The following is a 17,610-nucleotide window of genomic DNA, read 5'->3' as shown; positions in this document are numbered from 1 at the left end:
GTGCGACGCCCTACCGGCGGTCCCAGTCGCCCACGGCCGCCTGCCACAGGGTCATGGCGGCGATGGCGGCGGTGTCGGCGCGCAGGACACGGGGCCCAAGCGACACGGCGGTGGTGAAGGGCAGGGCGCGCAGCCGGTCGCGTTCTTCCGGGGCGAAGCCACCCTCGGGGCCGATCAATATGGCCCACGGGCCCGGACCCGCCGTGGTCAGGGCCGTCGTTGCCGGCTCTCCGCCGGTCTCGTCGCAGAACATCAGCCGCCGGTCGGCGTCCCAGTCGTCGAGGACGGCGTCCAGCTTGACCGGATCATCGACCCCCGGAACATCGAGCCGCCCTGTCTGTTCGGCCGCTTCTTCGGCGATGGCGTCGAGGCGATCCAGCCGCACCTTCTCGACATTGGTGCGGCGGGTGATGACCGGACGCACCCGGCGCACGCCTAGTTCGGCGGCCTTTTCGACGATGGTTTCGACGCGCGATTTCTTGACCAGGGCCACGATCAGTTCGAGGTCGGGCCCGGCGCTCTGGGGCCGGACCTGCTCTTCGGCGCGCAGCACCACGCCGCGCTTCAGCCGCTCGGCGATGGTGGCGCGCCACTCGCCGTCACGACCGTTGAACAGCAGCAGTTCGCTGCCGAGAAACAGTCGCATCACCCCGGTCAGATACCGGGCCTGCTCGGGCGTGGGGGTCAGGGTGGTGCCGGGGGCGAGGTCGGCGCGGACGTACAGACGGATCATGATCTGACCCTAGCCCTCGGTCGACGTCTCGGGGAGTCGCACGCCGAGGGATTTCGCCAGCACCGGGAAGATGGCGTCGGCCTCGGCTCCGGTGGTGCCGAACGGCGCGCGCAGGTCCAGCCAGTAGTCCCGGAATTCCGCGCCGTCACTGTGGGCCAGCACCGTCAGGGCGGCGCGGATGCGGGTCTGGGTCTCGCGGGTCACCTCGGCCATGGCCGGCACGATGTCGGTGCGCAGGGCTTTGGTGACCTGGGCCGCATCCAGCGGATCGACCGCGCCGAGCCGTTCGAGGGTGGCGGCACTGTCCGCCCCGCCGATCCACGGATCGAACAGACTGTCCAGCAGCTCGGACCGGGCTCGCGCCTCGCGTTCCGCCAGTCGTTGCTTTGCCGTCTTGCGCACGGAGGATTTCCCCTTAAAGCGACCGGGCGATCAGCAGCTTCATGATCTCGTTGGTGCCGCCGTAGATGCGCTGGACGCGGGCGTCCTTGTACAACTGGGCGATCGGATATTCGTTCATATAGCCGTAGCCGCCATGCAGTTGCAGCATCTCGTCAATCGTCTCGCCCTGGATGTCGCTGACCCAGTATTTGGCCATCGAGGCGGTGACGGCGTCCAGCTTGCCCTGCAGGTGCAGGCCGATGCAGTGGTCGACGAAGACCTTGGCGACGGTCAGCTTGGTCTTCACCTCGGCCAGTTTGAACTGGGTGTTCTGGAAGTCGATGACCCGCTTGCCGAACGCCTTGCGCTCCTTAACGTAGGCCAGCGTTTCCTGAAGCCCGCGCTCGGCCGCGGCCACGCCCTGCACGGCGATGTTCAGCCGTTCCTGTGGCAGCTGCTGCATCAGCTGGACGAACCCCTGACCCTCGACGCCGCCGATGACATTCTCGCCGGGAATCTTCACATCGTTGAAGAACAGCTCGGAGGTGTCGTTCCCCTCCATGCCGATCTTGTGCAGGTTGCGGCCGCGCTCGAAGCCTTCCGCGCCGTCCGTTTCGACCACGATCAGACTGGTGCCCTTGGCCCCCTGGCTCGGGTCGGTCTTGGCCACGACAATGATGAAATTGGCCAGCTGGCCGTTGGTGATGAAGGTCTTGGAGCCGTTGACCACATACTGGTTGCCGCTCTTGAGCGCCGTCGTCTTGACGCCCTGCAGGTCGCTGCCCGCGCCCGGCTCGGTCATGGCGATGGCCCCGACCAGCTCGCCCGAGGCCAGCTTCGGCAGCCAGCGCGCCTTCTGCTCCTCGGTGCCGTAGTGCCAGATGTAGGGCATGACGATCGCATTGTGCAGCGAGATGCCGAAATGGTCCGCGCCCCTCCAGCCCAGCTGGCGCATCAGCACCACCTCATGCCGGTAGTCGCCGCCCATGCCGCCGTCTTCCTCGGGCATGGACAGACCCAGCAGGCCCGCCTCGCCCGACTGCGTCCATAGCTCGCGCGGGACGGACGAGTTGGCGATCCAGTCCTGCACCGCCTCGGGCGGCGCATGTTCGTCGATCCATTTGCCGACGCTGTCGGAGAAGAGGGTGATCTCCTCTTCCTGCATGAAATCGGGTTCGGGGGTCTGAAGGACGTTCATCGATTGGCTCCGCGATCAAAGCCCTTCCCCCTTGATGGGGGAAGGGTTGGGATGGGGGTGAAACCGGCTGGAGCAGGCGGTGTCGACCGCACCTCAACCGGATGCACTGTCACCCCCAACCCCGGCCCTTCCCCCATCAAGGGGGAAGGGAGAAGAAATCAGAACGCCTCCGCCGGCATCTCCATCAGCACCTCGGCCCCGGTCTTCATCTTGACCAGATGGGCCTCGGCGTCGGGCAGGATGCGTTCGACGAAATAGCGGCCGGTCTGCAGCTTGGTGACATAGAAGGGATCGGTATCGCCGGCGTCGATCTTCGCCTGGGCGGCCTTGGCCATCTGGGCCCAGAGATAGGCCAGGGCGGTCAGGCCGAACAGATGCAGATAGTCGGTCGAGGCGGCCCCGGCGTTGTCGGGGTTGGCCATGCCGTTCTGCATCAGCCACATGGTGCCGTCCTGCAGCTTCTTCTTCACGTCGGCCAGGCCGGCGATGAAGGGCTTGATCGGGCCGTCACCGTCGTTTTCGCCGACGAAGGCGTCGATGTCGGCGAACCAGCTCATGATCGCGCGACCGCCCTTGGACGGCAGCTTGCGACCGACCAGGTCCAGCGCCTGGATGCCGTTGGCCCCCTCATAGATCATGGTGATGCGGGCATCGCGCAGATACTGGCTGGCCGGGAAATGCTCGGTATAGCCGCTGCCGCCGTGAACCTGCATGGCGAGGCTGGCGACATGGAAACCCTTGTCGGTCAGATAGGCTTTCAGCACCGGGGTCACCAGACCCATGTAGTCGTTGGCCTTCTGGGCCGTCGCCTCGTCGTCCGAATGCTGCAGGTCGGCCTGCAGCGCGGTCCACAGCAGGAAGGCCTGCCCACCTTCGACAAACGCCTTGGCCTCCAGCAGCATGCGGCGCACGTCCGGGTGGACCATGATCGAGTCGGCCGGCTGGTCCGGGCTCTTCGGTCCGGTCAGGCTGCGGCCCTGCAGGCGGTCATGCGCGAACTCGACGGCGGCCTGATAGGCGGCGGTGCCGATCGACAGGCCCTGCAGACCGGTGCCGAGGCGGGCCTCGTTCATCATCACGAACATGGCGGCCATGCCCTTGTTCTCGGTCCCGACCAGCCAGCCTTTGGCGTTGTCGTAGTCCATCACGCAGGTGGCGTTGCCGTGGATGCCCATCTTGTGCTCGAGCCCGCCGCAGCCCGCGCCGGTGTTGCGCTCGCCCAGTGACCCGTCCGCGTTGACGAACACCTTGGGCACGACGAACAGGCTGATGCCCTTGATCCCGGCCGGTGCGCCGTCGATGCGGGCCAGCACCAGATGGATGATGTTGTCGGTGAAGTCGTGCTCGCCCGAGCTGATCCAGATCTTCTGGCCGGTGATGTTGTAGCTGCCGTCGCCGTTGGGCACGGCCTTGGTACGGATCAGGCCCAGGTCCGTGCCGCACTGCGGCTCGGTCAGGTTCATGGTCCCGCCCCATTCGCCCGTCGCCATCTTCGGCAGATACATGGCCTTCTGTTCGTCGGTGCCGTTGGCGTTCAGCCCCCAGTAGGCCCCGGCCGTCAGGCCCGGATACATGGAGAAGGCGGCGCTGGCGGCGGCGGTCATCTGGCCGAAGGCCATGGCCACGACCGCGGGCATGCCCTGGCCGCCGTGCTCGGGCAGGGCCGACAGGGCCGGCCAGCCGGCGGCGACCATCTGATGGTAGGCTTCCTTCCAGCCGGTCGGACCCGTGACCTTGCCGTTGTCCCATTTGCAGCCTTCCAGATCACCGACCCGGTTCAACGGGGCGATGACTTCCTCGGAAAATTTGGCGCCTTCCTCGAGGATCTGCCCGACCAGATCGGCGGACACGTCCTCGAAGCCCGGCTGGTTGGCGTAGCGGTCGATCTCCAGAACGTCGTTCAGGATGAAGGTCAGGTCGCGGACGGGCGCCTTGTAGGCCATGGGATTACGCTCTCGCTTTGAAGGGCTGGACTAGGGAGTGGCCGGGGCCGTGATCGGGGTTGAGCCGGGCCTTGAGCAGGTTGGCGTATTCGTCGGCCCCGGGCAGCAGGTCCGGGCGATGTTCACCCAGTTTGCGCTCCATCACGGCGCAGGCTTCCTCGGCCGTCTCGATGGCCGCATCGAGGTCTTCGCGCTGTTGTTTCAGGGCGGTGATCTGGGCGCGGTGGCGGCGCAGGGCCACGGCCATCTGATGGGCGTTGTGATTGTCGTGGTCGTACAGATCCAGCATCTCCTGGATCTCGAGCAACGAAAAGCCGATGCGCCGGCCGCGCAGGATCAGCTTCAGACGGGCCCGGTCGCGGGCGTCATAGACCCGGGTCTGGCCCTTGCGGGCCGGTGTCAGCAGACCCTTGTCCTCATAGAAACGCAGGGCCCGCGCCGTTGCGCCGAACTCGCGGCACAGCTGCCGGATCGAATAGGTGCGGTGATCGTCTGCGGTCGCCATGGCCAAGTCATAACTTGACGCGCACGTAAAGGGAAGGTTTTTCGCGGTGCCGGGTGCGGACCCGCCGGTCAGAGTAGCGGGCGAAATCTGAACCAGATGATCGGCAGGGTAATCGCCAGCAGCAGGAAGTTGATGACGGCGAGACCGGCCTGGGCCCCACTGATGTGGACGACCAGCATGATGGCCTCCAGCCCGGCCAGACCGACGGACGCAGTGAGCAGCAGCGGGCGACCGATCCGCCACGATACCAGCGGCGCAAGGATCAGCACGGCAAGGATGATTTCGGCCAGACCGACGCCACGCACCAGATTCTCGCTGACCCGGGCCGGCCAGGCCAGCAGGCTGACGAGGTTGTCCATCGGCTCGGTCATCTTGGCATAGCCGGCGGCCGCGAAGAACATCGTCAGCCAGCCCTGCAGGGTCCACAGGGTCAAATTCAGATAATCAGCGCGGGCGCGCCTTTGGGGAGTCAGGGTCTGGGTCTGGGTATTCATGGCCGCACAGAAGGAGGGGTTGGAGACAAACTGAACTGTAACAGACGCTACATCAGATCGCCGGGCCGATACCGCAAGATGCAAGGGGCGCGGCCGTAACCATCTGTGATCACCGGTGCCCCGACGGAAGGACACAGGCAGGACCCCATATCTACGACTTCGTCATCTCGATCTCGTTAACGGTCACGCTTGATGCGCAAAGCCATAGGCCAGGCGCGCTCCCTCCAGCCCGGCCAGCTTGGTCGTGAACGGAGTCCAGTCGTCTACCGTGTCGATGGCTTGCCAGATCGCCTCGACCTCATCGATCAGCATTTCTTCCGGTTCCGGCCGGGCAAAGACCGGGTGTTCCAGCCGCTCGGGTCGATCGGTTTCATGGGCGAACAGGGCGGCGCGGAAGGCTTCGAACGTCGCGCCCTGATAGAGTCCCGCGCGCGGTCCCTGCAGTGCCCGCGCCGAGGAGGCGAAGCCGCCGAACCAGTCGAAGAACAGCGGCTCCCATCGCAGGGCCTCGCCGCCCTCGCGCAGCAAGGCCAGGGTCGCATCGAGCAACTGTTGGTCCGCCGCCTCACCCGCGCTGAGGACGCCCAGCCGCATCAGGAAGGCGACGCGCAGTTCGCGGATATAGGCCGGGCCGAACCCGTTCAGGGCCTCGGTCAGGGGGCCCGCGTCGGCGACCAGCTTCAGGCAGCCGGCCAGCTGGGTCAGGTTCCAGAACACGGCCTCGGGCTGGCGGGCGAAGGCATAGAGGCCGAACTGGTCGAAATAGGCGGCGGTGAAGCCGGGTTCGTAATGGGGCAGGAAACGCCACGGTCCGTAGTCAAAGCTCTCGCCCGTGACGTTGAGGTTGTCGGTATTGAGCACGCCGTGGACGAAGCCGGCGGCGATCCAGCGCGCGCTCAGTCGGGCCGAGGCCGCGACGACGGCCCGCAACAGGCCGGGCGCGTCTCCGGCCGCCACCTCCGGGTGGTAGAGGCTGCGCACATGCTCGACCAGGGTCTCGATCATGTCGGCCCGACCGAGCCAGGCCGCGCGCTGGAAGGTGCCGAAACGCACATGGCTGTGGCTCAACCGCACCAGCACGGCCGAGCGGGTCGGTGACGGTTCGTCGCCCCGCTGCAGCGCCTCGCCGGTTTCGATCAGGCTGAAGGCGCGACTGGTCGGGACACCGAGGGTTTCCAGCAGGGTCGCGGCCAGGACCTCGCGCATCCCGCCCTTCAGCGTCAGCCGCCCGTCGCCGCCGCGCGACCAGGGCGTGGTGCCCGACCCCTTGGTCCCGAGATCCAGCAACCGTCCGTCATTGTTGGGCCCATCGCTCGCGCTGCGGGCGCTCGCGGCTTGAGGGCACTCCCGCAGCTGTGCCGCCAGAAAACCCCGGCCGTCACCGATGTCGGCGTTGTAGCTGCGGAATTGATGGCCGTGATAGCGCATGGCCAGCGGCCCCGGCTGGCCGGGCAGGAGCTCGAACCGGCCGAAATGGGCGACCCATTCGGCATCGGTCAGCCCTTCCAGCCCGACCTCGGCCGCGGCGCGATCGTTGCGAAAGCGCAGGGTCGTCTGCGGAAAGACGGCGGAGTCGACGGGATCACTGAAGTCGCCGCCCAGATCAGGAAAGCGGGGATCGGGGCGATAGGCGGGGGACACGGGCATGGGCCGCAGATGCGACTTCGTGCGCTCCGGCGCAACTGCACCGGTTGAATGTCGGTCCGGTGCCTCTATGTTGTCTGCAGCCCTCGGGCCGGGTTTGCCCGGTCAGGCCGGTGCCCGCCCGTGCGGACGAACCCGGTCCGGCGTTCGTCGACAACCGGACGCCACGACAGATACGATTCAGACCCAGGGCTATTTCCATGCGCAAGATTACGCTCGACTTCCTCAAGACCGAGGCAGCCTCCGGCCTTGTGCTGGGCCTCGCCGCCCTCGCGGCGTTGGTCATCGCCAACTCGCCGCTGTCCGACATCTATTTCAGCTGGCTGAAGAGCGAACATGTGCTCCAGGTCGGGCCGCTGGTGCTGCAACTGACCATCACCGAATGGATCAAGGAAGGCCTGATGGCGGTCTTCTTCCTCGTGGTCGGGCTGGAGATCAAATTCGAGATCGTACGGGGCGAGCTGCGCAATCCGCGCAAGCTGGCCATGCCGGTACTGGCGGCGGTGGGGGGCATGGTCGGTCCCGCCCTGGTCTATCTGGCCATTGCCGGTGTGAGTGGCGGACCGCAGGGCGGCTGGCCCATTCCGCTGGCCACCGACATCGCCTTCGCCCTCGCCATATTCGGCGTCGCCGCCCGGGGGCTGCCCTCGTCATTGCGGGTCTTTCTGCTGACGCTGGCCATTGTCGATGACCTCGCCGCCATCGGCCTGATCGCCGTGCTGTTCTCCAGCAACGTCCATTGGGTTCCGGTCCTCTGGATCGCCGGTCTTCTGGCGGTCGGGGCGGTCATGGCGCGGCGCGGCGGCATTCCCGCTCCCTTCTGGGTGCTGGGCTTCGGCCTGGTCTGGTACCTGACGGTGCTGTCCGGCCTGTCGACGGCCCTGACGGCCGTGGCCTTCGCCGTCATCGTGCCGGTCGGCGAGCGTCGCGAGGACGGGCAGAGTCCGTTGAAGGAGGCGATGCATGACCTGCACCCCTATGTCGCCTTCCTGGTGCTGCCGCTGTTTGCCTTCGCCAAGGCCGGGGTGGCGATCGCCGGCCTCTCCATGGCCCAGGCCGTGACCCCGCTGGTCGTCGGCGTGGCCGCGGGCCTGTTCTTCGGCAAACAGATCGGCGTCTTCGGCGCGGCCTGGCTGGCTGCGGTGCTGAAGATCGGCCGCAAGCCGACCGGCGCGACCTGGCTGGAGGTCTATGGCGTCAGCGTCCTGTGCGGCGTCGGTTTCACCATCAGCCTGTTCATCGGGGCCCTGGCCTTTCCCGGCGCGGGTGACTCCGTGGACCAGACCCAGATCAAGCTGGGCGTGCTGAGTGGATCGGCCCTGTCCGCGGCCGTCGGCTGGGGGGCCCTGCACCTTGCCAGTCGGCGCAGGCGTCTCGCCCGGGCCCTTCGCCCGTCGACCTGACCCGGCTGCTGGATCAGGTTCCCGCTGCGTCGCGGTCGAAGACCAGACGCCACAGGTGGACACTACCATCGACCACGGCCGCCACCGGGGCGGGGGCTTCGGCATGGCTCTGGCTGCCGGCCGGGGCGGTGGCGCGGGTGTGGGTCGGGAACCAGCCCCACAGCGAGACGAGGGCGGCGAAGCCGGCGACATAGGCGATCGGCAGGTACCAGCCGTGAACCAGCCAGGCCCGGACCGAACGCATCTGCGGATACAGGTTCGACAGGGCGACGCCGGCCGAGGAGCCGAACCACATCATCGAGCCGCCAAAGCCGACTGCAAAGGCCAGAACACCCCAGTCGTAGCCGCCTTGTTTCAGGGCCAGCGCCGTCAGCGGGATATTGTCGAACACCGCCGACAGGGCCCCCAGGCCGAAGGCGGTTTGCCAGGAGGCATCGGGCAGGTGATCGACCGGCATCATGGAGGCGGTGGCCACCAGACAGACCAGGAAAAGGGCTCCGCGGGCCGCGCCCGGCAGAACGTTCCACTGCGGCGCGCGGATCAGCGCCGTCAGCAGGATCGCCAGCCACAGGCCCAGTCCCAGCCACGGCGCGACTTCCTGTTGTTCAGGATACCAGGCGTTGCCGGCGAAATTCACGGCCAGAAGGGTCGCCAGGATGATGCCGACGATAATGGCCCGGCTGGGTTTGATCGGGGGCGCGTCGGCCGCGATATGGGCCTGGATCGGCGCATAGCGTTGCTGCTGTCGGGCCCCGAGAATCCCGAACACGGCGAAGGCCACGATTGCGGCGATAAAGGCGTGCAGGACCGCCAGTGGTGAAACGCCGCTGATCCACATCATGGTGGTGGTCGTGTCGCCGATCACGCTGCCGGCCCCACCGGCATTGGCGGCGGCGACGATACTGGCCAGGAAGCCGATGCTGACCTTGTTGTGATAGACGTGCCGCGCGACGACGCCGCCGATGATCGTTGCCGCGATATTGTCGAGAAATGCCGACATCACGAAAATGAGCACCAGAAGGACGAGCCCCCCCTTCCAGTCGTCGGGCAGAACGGCGGGCATGGCTTCAGGAATATTGCTGCGCTCGAACTGGTTGGCCAGGATGGCGAAGCCGAGCAGCAACAGCAGCAGATTGCTCAGGATCACCCATTCGTGCTGGCCATGGGCCAGCAATCCGGCGAGCCCGGTGCCCTGGGCGAATCCGGATACGAACAGCTTGTAGGTGATGGTCGCGAGAAGGCCGGTTACGGCCACGGTCAGGGTTCTGTTGTGGAACAGGGCAACGCCCAGCAGGGTGACCCCGAAGATGTAGAACTCCACCGGGGTGTTTGCGAGCATGCTCGGGAGGGCGACGATGCCCTCGACCAATGAATTCATAAGTTCAATTCCCGGACCAACGGCCATGTTCCGCACGCCGCGCTTGCCCGCAAACTGCAAAAATTGCGGTCCCGGGGCAAGGGTAGTGCCGGTTTGCGGCTTGAAATCGGTTCGATGCCCGGTGGACGGTATGCGGGGTCCCGGTTCGTTGGGGCGGCGACACAGACGCTGACACCAATAGGCGGTTCGTTATGGCGCGCGAATATTGCACACCTGCAACTAATATTGTGACGGGAAACCCATTTCGCGAACCTTGACCTTACGTCATCCCGTTTTGTCGCTTTCACGTCACAGTTGGGGCGACGGAATGGCTGAATTCAGGCCCTTAACACCGACGCTCCTTGTCGCTTCCCCGGGGTTGGACTACCGAATCAACTGAACACCCGCGTCTCGCAAGAAAGACGCGGTTCAGGGATCAGGAAACGCCGCGACCGTGTGAACCGGTCCGGCCTCACAGTCGGGAGCCGTCCATGCGCCTTCATAATCTTCTTCGTTGCACGGCATCTGCCGCAGTCGTCGGTGCCGTCGCCTTCGGTTTCGCCGGCGCAGCCTCCGCCCAGTCGACGCCCCAGGCCGCGCCGACCACGGTCGACGACATCATCGTCACGGCCCAGAAGCGTGAACAGAACCTCCAGGACGTGCCGATCGTGGTCACGACCCTGTCGCAGGAAACGCTTGAAGGGGCTGGTGTCCACGACATCAAGGACCTGCAGATCCTGACGCCGGGTATGACGGTCACCTCGACCTCGTCGGAAGCCTCGACCACCGTCCGCATCCGCGGCGTCGGCACGGTCGGCGACAATCCCGGCCTGGAAAGCTCGGTCGGCGTGGTGATCGACGGTGTCTACCGCTCGCGCAACTCGGTCGGCTTCGGCGATCTGGGCGAGCTGTCGCGCATTGAGGTGCTGAAGGGCCCGCAAGGAACCCTGTTCGGCAAGAACACCTCGGCCGGCGTCATCAACATCCTCACTGAAGCCCCTTCGTTTACCCCGGGCTTTAACGCCGAGCTGACGTTCGGCAACTACGACCAGAGGGGCGTGGCCGGCTCGGTCACCGGTCCGATCACCGACAACCTGGCAATGCGCCTGTACGCCGCCCGCCGTTTGCGCGACGGTTTTTATGACGTCGATCTCGGGGATGGTCCGCGCACGAACACCGACGACGCCAACCAGGACTTCGGCACCGTTCGCGGTCAGTTGCTGTGGCTGCCCAACGACAACACCTCGATGCGCCTGATCGCTGACTACTCCAAGCGGGACGAATATTGCTGCGTCGGCGTTCAGCTGCGCACCGGCCCGACCTATCCGTTCATTGATGGTCTCTCGAACGGCACCGGCCAGGCTCCGCCGGCGGCCGGCTTCGGTGCTCTGCCGTTCTCGCGCACAGCCTATGCCAACCGCTCCACCGGCCAGGAAGTTGAAGACAAGGGCGTTTCGCTCGAGATCAACGTGGATATGGCCGGCTTTGGTGGCGCGACCCTGACGTCGGTGACCTCGGCCCGTGACTGGTCTTCCTCGCTCGGACAGGACATCGACTACACCGGGGCCGACATCGTCTATCGCGTGAATGACGGTGAGTACGGCTACAAGGTCAAAAACCTGACCCAGGAGTTCCGTCTGGCCGGAGCCACGGATCGTGTCGACTGGCTGGTCGGCCTGTTCGCGACCAAGGAAGACATCGACCGCAACGACAGCTGGTATTACGGGGCCGACTACACGCCCTACATGTCGTTCCTGCTGAGCGCCGGCCTTGCCGCCGGTGGGGCCCCGTTCCCGATCAGCCCCGGCACTATCGGCTGCTATACTCGCGTTGCCCAGACGGCTCCGGGCCTCGGGGCCTGCCTGACCACAGGTGGCACGGCCAGCGGCGGCGGCATCGGCTTCACGGTCGGCCAGGGCTATCGCGACACCTATGCGCAGGGCTCGACCTCCTACGCCATCTTCACCAACAACAGCTGGCACGTGACCGACGCGTTCGATATCACGCTGGGCCTGCGCTACACGATGGATGACAAGAGCCTTGATGGGCAGCAGCGCAACATCAATGGCAACGGCAATACCTGCTCCGCTACGCAGGCGAATGCTGCGGCTATCGCAGGTGTGCTCGGTGCTTCAGGCGCTTCGACCATCATCGGTACCGTCTGCCTGCCGTGGGCCAACAGCGCCTTCAACAATCGCAATATCTCGGAATCGTTCGATGACAGTGAGTTGAGCGGCACAATCAAGGCTTCGTACCGTCTCAGCGACGAGGTCATGGTCTATGGTTCGTACGCCCGCGGCTACAAGAGCTTCGGTTACAACCTCGACCGGGTGCAGTCGGGCATCACCCCGTCGGCTTCGCTGCTGTTCCCGTCCGAAGTGGTCGATAGCTATGAAGCCGGTATCAAGACCACCCTGTTCAACCGCACGGTCCTGCTGAACGCCACCTATTTCGACCAGGTCTTCAAGGACTTCCAGCTCAACACCTTCCTCGGCACCGCCTTCGTGGTGGAGTCGATCCCCGAGCTGACCTCGCGTGGTGTGGATGCCGACTTCCTGTGGTTCACCCCGATCGAGGGCCTGAGCTTCCAGGGCGGTGTCACCTATACCGACGCGCAATACGGCAACTTCACCGCGGCGGACCTGACATCTCCGGGCAATTTCCCGCAGCTGTCCCTGCTGCCGGGTGCGCGCGCCTCGTTCGCGCCGGAATGGTCGGCGACGGGAGCGGTCAATTTCGACCGTTCGGTGGGTAACGGCTTGCGCTTCGGCATGAGCCTGGCGGCCAAATACTCGACCGACTACAACACCGGTTCGGATCTTCTGCCCTACAAGCAGCAGGACGCCATGACGATCCTGAACGGTCGTGTCACCCTGGGTTCGGAGGACGAGCACTGGACCTTCGAGATCTGGGCCCAGAACCTGACCGACGAGGAATATATCCAGGTCGCGTACAATGCTCCGCTGCAAGGCTCGGCCTTCCAGAAGACGGTCCAGCCCAACGGCACCTATTTCAACCCTGCTCTGGACACCCAGACCTACGATGCTTTCCTGGGTCAGCCGCGCACCTTCGGCGCGACCCTGCGCTTCAAATACTAGAACCGCCTCGCCGCAAGGCGGGTCGAACCAGAGCCGGCCGGGGGTAGCCCCGGCCGGTTTTGTTTTGGGCTGACCCGGGCTGTGGCCGGGGCCGGAGCGATACCGGTCTGGATATGATCCCGCCCTGGCTCAGAGCCTGGCTCCCGTGAGGCGGGCTCTGAGCCAGGTGGAAGGGTGAATGTCTCCAGCCTGCCCCCGGAGGGCTGACCGGGTGCACGGCCGCAATCATCGGCGGCCGGTCACTATCCCCTCATCCTGTGAACCCTGAGGCATGCCGGTCGGACGAAGGCTAGCCTGCCGTCGACGTTTGGCTCCAGCGAGCGGTGCCAATCAGCCGTCGCCAGTCATGGGTTACCCGGTCCCGCCGCACCCGGACCTAGTGGCCGCGGGTGCCGCCAAAGTCAGCCGCACGGCGGCCGCGCAGCTTGTTGACGACCCACATGAAACCCCGCGCCACATTGCGCGGCGCGTGGCGAATAAAGCCCGGGAAGTCGTCGACGATGGTGAAAATGGGCGGGATGAACAGCAGCGACAGGAAGGTGGACGAGATCAGGCCACCGACCACGGCGATGGCCATGGGCTGGCGGAACTCGACGTCGGCACCCCAACCGATGGCCACAGGCATCATGCCGGCTCCCATGGCGAAGGTGGTCATCAAGATCGGTCGGGCGCGTTTGTGAGCGGCGTCCATGATGGCCTCGAAACGGGGCAGACCGTCCTTCTCTGACATGACGATATAGTCGACCAGCAGAATCGAATTCTTGGCCGCGATCCCCATCAGCATCAGCACGCCAATCAGCGAGGAAATCGAGAAGCTGGATCTGGCGACCATCAACGCCATCAGGGCCCCGCCGACCGCGAGCGGCAGGGAGGCCATGATGGTGACCGGGAAGGCGAAGCTGCGGAACAGCAGCACGAGAACCGCGTACATCAGCATGATGCCGGTCGCGAAGGCGACGGCGAAGCCCATCACCATCTCCATGATGAACTCGGTGTCGCCGGCCGGAACCTGGCGCACACCCTCCGGCAGTGAGTTGACCGAGGGCAGGGCCTGCACGCGCTTGGCGGCGTCGCCCGAGCGAATTCCGTCCAGTTCGGCGGTGATGGAGGCAATGCGGGCCCTGTCCTGACGAAGGATCTGGGAGGGGCCGGCCCCGAATTGGATGTCGGCGACAGCGCTCAATGGCACAGCCGTCCCGCTACTGGTCGGGACACGCAGGGTCTCCAACACCGACAGATCCTCACGCGCTTCGGACGTGAGCTGGAGCCGGATCGGGATCTGGCGGTCGCCGAGATTGTATTTCGGCAGGTTCTGGGCGACGTCGCCGATCGTGGCGACGCGAATGGTCTGGGAGATGTCGCGAGTGGATACGCCCATCAGGGCGGCCTGATCCGGCTTGGGTGTGACCAGGATTTCCGGGCGCGCGATCGAGGCGGTGTTGACCACATTGGCCAGTCCCGGGACGGTCCGCATTTCGGCCTCGATGGCGCGCGCGGCCGCTTCAAGGGCCCGCCCGTCATTGCCGAGAATGGCAAAGGTGTAGCGGGTGCCGTCGGATGGGCCACCGCCCTGCTGGGCTGTGCCCGAGCCGATACGGACGCCGGGAACCCCCTGCCAACCGTCGACCATTACGCGCTGAAAATCCTGTTGGCTGAGCGCGCGTTCGCCCTTGCCGACAAGGTCGGCATAGATGTTGGCCTGGCCCACGTTCTGGCCACCGACAGCCGCGAAGACGGAGGTGACCTCGGGGCGACGGCGCAGGTCGCGGGTCAGGCGTTGAACCACAGCATCAGTCTGGCCGAGGGTCGATCCTGGCGGCAGTTCGACCGAGAAGCTGGCGCGCGACTGATCACCGGATGCCATAAACTCGAACGGCACGAGACCCCCCACGACGACGCCGACCGAGGCAATGACGAAGAGGGTGCCGAGGCCGAACACCTTCCAGCGGTTCATCAGGCTCCACTTCAGCGACTTCAGATAGGTGGCCATCCAGAACGGATCGGCATCCTCATGCTTCTGATGCTTCAGCAGATAGGCTGCCATCAGCGGTGTCAGGGTGCGCGCCACGACCAGCGAGAAGGCCACGGAGACGCAGGCCGCCAGGGCGAAGGCCTTGAAGAACTGACCGACGATGCCGGGCATGAATCCGACCGGCGCGAACACGGCGATGATGGTTGCTGTGGTGGCCACGACGGCCAGGCCGATTTCGTCAGCGGCCTCCATCGAGGCGTCGTAGGGCGTTTTGCCATCGCGCATGTGTCGGACGATGTTTTCGATTTCCACGATGGCGTCATCGACCAGGATGCCGACCGTCAGTGACAGGGCCAGCAGGGTGACGCCGTTCAGCGACTGGTCCAGCGGTCCAAGGACGGCGAAGGCCGGGATCAGCGAAAGCGGCATGGCTGTGGCGGTGATGAAGGTGGCGCGCCAGTCACGCAGGAAGATAAAGACGACCACGACGGCGAGCACCGCCCCCAGAAGCAGGGCTTCCACTGAAGCCAGATAGCTTTCCTCGGTGAATTCGACGTTGGCGTAGACCTGTTCGATGGTCAGTTCGGGATGAGCGGCATCGATCTCGGCGACACGTTTGCGCGCCTTTTCGGCGACCGTGACCTCGCTGGCCGAGCGGGACCGGAAAATGTTGAAGGTTACGGCCTCCTGACCATTGTAGCGGGCCAGGCGACGGGGCTCGCCCCAGTGATCTCTGACCGCTCCGAGATCGCCGAGACGCACGGTGCGACCGCCGGCCAGCGGGATCAGTGTTTCACGCAGCTGGTCGATCGAGCCTGCCGCGCCAAGGGTGCGGATCGAACGTTCCGAGCCTGAAATCGTCACCCGCCCGCCCGGCAAATCGCTGTTGACGCCGGTCAGGGTCTGGCTGACGGCTGCGGCGGTAACGCCGCGGGCAGCCAGATGGTCAGGATCAAGCTCGACGCTGATTTCACGATCCACGCCACCGGACCGATTGACCTCGCCGACCCCACGGATCGCCAGAAGGTCGCGACTGATGTCATTGTCGATGAACCAGCTGATTTCCTCCGGGGTCATTGTGGGGGAGCGGACCACCCAGGTGATCAGGTTGGATCCGGTGATGTCGATGCGCTGGACACTGGGTTCCTGCATGTCCTGCGGCAGGCTGGCGCGCAAACCGCTCATTGCGTTGCGGACGTCGTTGGTCGCGCGCTCGGTGTCCGTGCCGAGCTCGAACTCGATCGTCGTCGACGACGATCCGTCGGTGATCTGCGAATTGATGTGGCGAACGCCGGACAGGCCGGACAGGGAGTCCTCGATCAGCCGGGTGACCTGGACCTCCATCTCGGCCGGAGCGGCTCCGGGACGGCCCGCGAAAACATTGACCAGCGGGAAGTCGATGTCCGGGTTGTTGTTGATGCGCATCCCGGCGAAGGCGTTGATGCCGGCCAGCGTCAACAGGATGAACATCAGAATGATCGGGATCGGGTTCTTGATCGACCAGGACGATAGGTTTTTCACCGGCCGGCCCCTATTCGCCGGCCGGAGCGGCGGGAGTCGGCGCTGTGGTTGCCCCGGTAATGGTCACGCGGTCACCCTCGCTGAGGAATCCGGCACCGGCTACCACCACCCTGGCCCCGGCCTGCAGACCGTCGACAGCGGACAGCTCCGCCGTTCGCGACAGCACCGTCACCGGTTGAAAATGGGTCTGGTTGCCGTCCCGCAGGATGAAGACGCCGGCGCGGTTCCCACGGTACAGGACTGACGCTGTCGGTACGGTAACAGCCGCCTGATCTCCGACCTGGATGCGGGCGCGGGCGAACATGCCAGTGTGGAACCCCCCGCCGACAAGGGTGATCCGGGCCACGCCAAGCCGGTTATCGGGATTGACTTCCGGGGTCACGATGCGGACGCGTCCGGTTGTTTCGCTGACCTGATCGGACGAGATGACGGCGGTCTGGCCCGGGCGAACCAGGGCCAGTTCGGTTTCAGGTATCTGGGCGTCCAGCTCCAGCCGACCGTCGCGGACAATGCGGAACAGTTCGGTTCCGGCACCGACGATCTGGCCCCGGGTCACGCTGCGGCTGATCACCTGACCTGCGACCGGTGCCCGGATCGTGGCCTGCGCGAGCCGGACCCGGGTCTCGGACAATGACGCCCGGGCGGCAGCCAGATTGGCATCAGACGCGCGCTGATTGGCCAGGGCCGTGTCCAGTGATGCCTGGCTGAGGAAGCCGCGTTCCTTGAGCTCCAGAGCCCGGTCAAGCGCGGCCTGGTCACGTGAAGCATTGGCCTGGGCGGTCTGTACCGCCGCCAACTGCCGGTTGAGCTGGGCGCGTAGCAGGGCATCATTCAACTGCACAAGGGGCTGACCCTGGCGGACCCAGCTTCCTTCGTCGACGTAGACGCCGGTGGCGACCAGTCCACCGGTTTCGGCCCCGACCGGCACCTCTTCCCATGCCGAGATTGTACCGGCGGCGGTGACCACGCGATCGATGTTCTGGATGGACGCGATGACGGCGGTGACGGCCTGACGGCTGGCTTTGCTCTGGCCGGCAGCAGGCCCTTCAGCTTTCTTCTCCCCGCCGCCGCACGCCGCCAGGGCAAGGGTTGCTGCCAGGGCCAGGCCTGTGCGGAGAACCGGAGTTGACGGTGTCAAGATGATTACCCTCTGTCGCGATCGGGCAGGGAAACCCGCGAGCCTGTGACCTGCACGATGGTCGACTCGCCTTAATGTTCTCGCCCCACGCCCGATGTTTAGCGTGTTCGCGCCTCGTTCTCAAACGCCGAAGGCCTCTCTAACAGCAATGTAATGTGAGGATTTACCCCCCCCTGGGACCCTGGGTATATTACGGCCCGGATTGGCGTTTGCGGCCCGCCGT

General features: G+C 65.5%; 12 protein-coding genes. 2 read left to right on the top strand and 10 right to left on the bottom strand.

Annotation, left to right across the window (positions count from 1 at the left end; genetic code table 11):
* Positions 1–10: 10 nt before the first annotated feature.
* From AAC050_RS02525 to AAC050_RS02495, 7 genes are all read right to left on the bottom strand, one after another.
* A complete protein-coding gene (locus tag AAC050_RS02525; protein ID WP_339913480.1) occupies positions 11–733 on the bottom strand; it encodes a 16S rRNA (uracil(1498)-N(3))-methyltransferase in 723 nt (240 codons plus the stop codon).
* Positions 734–742: 9 nt separating this feature from the next.
* On the bottom strand, positions 743–1,135 hold the full coding sequence (locus tag AAC050_RS02520) for a hypothetical protein (protein ID WP_339913479.1): 393 nt from the start codon (positions 1,133–1,135) through the stop codon (positions 743–745).
* Positions 1,136–1,148: 13 nt separating this feature from the next.
* Positions 1,149–2,312, bottom strand: a complete 1,164-nt coding sequence (locus tag AAC050_RS02515; protein ID WP_339913478.1) for an acyl-CoA dehydrogenase family protein — start codon at positions 2,310–2,312, stop codon at positions 1,149–1,151.
* A 158-nt stretch (positions 2,313–2,470) separates the two neighbouring features.
* Positions 2,471–4,255, bottom strand: coding sequence for an acyl-CoA dehydrogenase C-terminal domain-containing protein (locus AAC050_RS02510; RefSeq protein ID WP_339913477.1), 1,785 nt, complete (start codon positions 4,253–4,255; stop codon positions 2,471–2,473).
* Between the two features lie 4 nt (positions 4,256–4,259).
* Entirely contained in the window at positions 4,260–4,760 is a 501-nt protein-coding gene (locus tag AAC050_RS02505) for a MerR family DNA-binding transcriptional regulator (protein ID WP_339913476.1), read from the bottom strand.
* Between the two features lie 68 nt (positions 4,761–4,828).
* The gene (locus tag AAC050_RS02500) at positions 4,829–5,254 is read right to left on the bottom strand and encodes a DoxX family protein (protein WP_339913475.1); all 426 of its coding nucleotides are present in this window, start codon (positions 5,252–5,254) and stop codon (positions 4,829–4,831) included.
* A gap of 183 nt (positions 5,255–5,437) precedes the next feature.
* Positions 5,438–6,901 carry a YdiU family protein gene (locus AAC050_RS02495; protein ID WP_339913474.1) on the bottom strand — a complete coding sequence of 488 codons (1,464 nt, stop codon included), beginning with the start codon at positions 6,899–6,901 and terminating at the stop codon, positions 5,438–5,440.
* A gap of 197 nt (positions 6,902–7,098) precedes the next feature.
* Here AAC050_RS02495 and nhaA point away from each other — a divergent pair, with 197 nt between their 5' ends.
* Complete coding sequence (gene nhaA / locus AAC050_RS02490) at positions 7,099–8,301, top strand: Na+/H+ antiporter NhaA (protein WP_339913473.1); 1,203 nt, start codon at positions 7,099–7,101, stop codon at positions 8,299–8,301.
* Positions 8,302–8,314: 13 nt separating this feature from the next.
* Here nhaA and AAC050_RS02485 read toward each other — a convergent pair whose 3' ends face one another.
* Entirely contained in the window at positions 8,315–9,679 is a 1,365-nt protein-coding gene (locus tag AAC050_RS02485; RefSeq protein ID WP_339913472.1) for a hypothetical protein, read from the bottom strand.
* Between the two features lie 470 nt (positions 9,680–10,149).
* Here AAC050_RS02485 and AAC050_RS02480 point away from each other — a divergent pair, with 470 nt between their 5' ends.
* On the top strand, positions 10,150–12,756 hold the full coding sequence (locus tag AAC050_RS02480) for a TonB-dependent receptor (RefSeq protein ID WP_339913471.1): 2,607 nt from the start codon (positions 10,150–10,152) through the stop codon (positions 12,754–12,756).
* Positions 12,757–13,132: 376 nt separating this feature from the next.
* On the opposite strand, the gene AAC050_RS02475 is transcribed toward AAC050_RS02480, so the two are convergent.
* On the bottom strand, positions 13,133–16,249 hold the full coding sequence (locus tag AAC050_RS02475; protein WP_339913470.1) for an efflux RND transporter permease subunit: 3,117 nt from the start codon (positions 16,247–16,249) through the stop codon (positions 13,133–13,135).
* Between the two features lie 10 nt (positions 16,250–16,259).
* On the bottom strand, positions 16,260–17,387 hold the full coding sequence (locus AAC050_RS02470) for an efflux RND transporter periplasmic adaptor subunit (protein WP_339913469.1): 1,128 nt from the start codon (positions 17,385–17,387) through the stop codon (positions 16,260–16,262).
* Positions 17,388–17,610 lie beyond the last annotated feature (223 nt).

It is taken from the genome of uncultured Brevundimonas sp., from assembly GCF_963974615.1.
Taxonomy (GTDB): domain Bacteria; phylum Pseudomonadota; class Alphaproteobacteria; order Caulobacterales; family Caulobacteraceae; genus Brevundimonas.
This window is presented reverse-complemented; position numbering and strand designations above follow the sequence as displayed.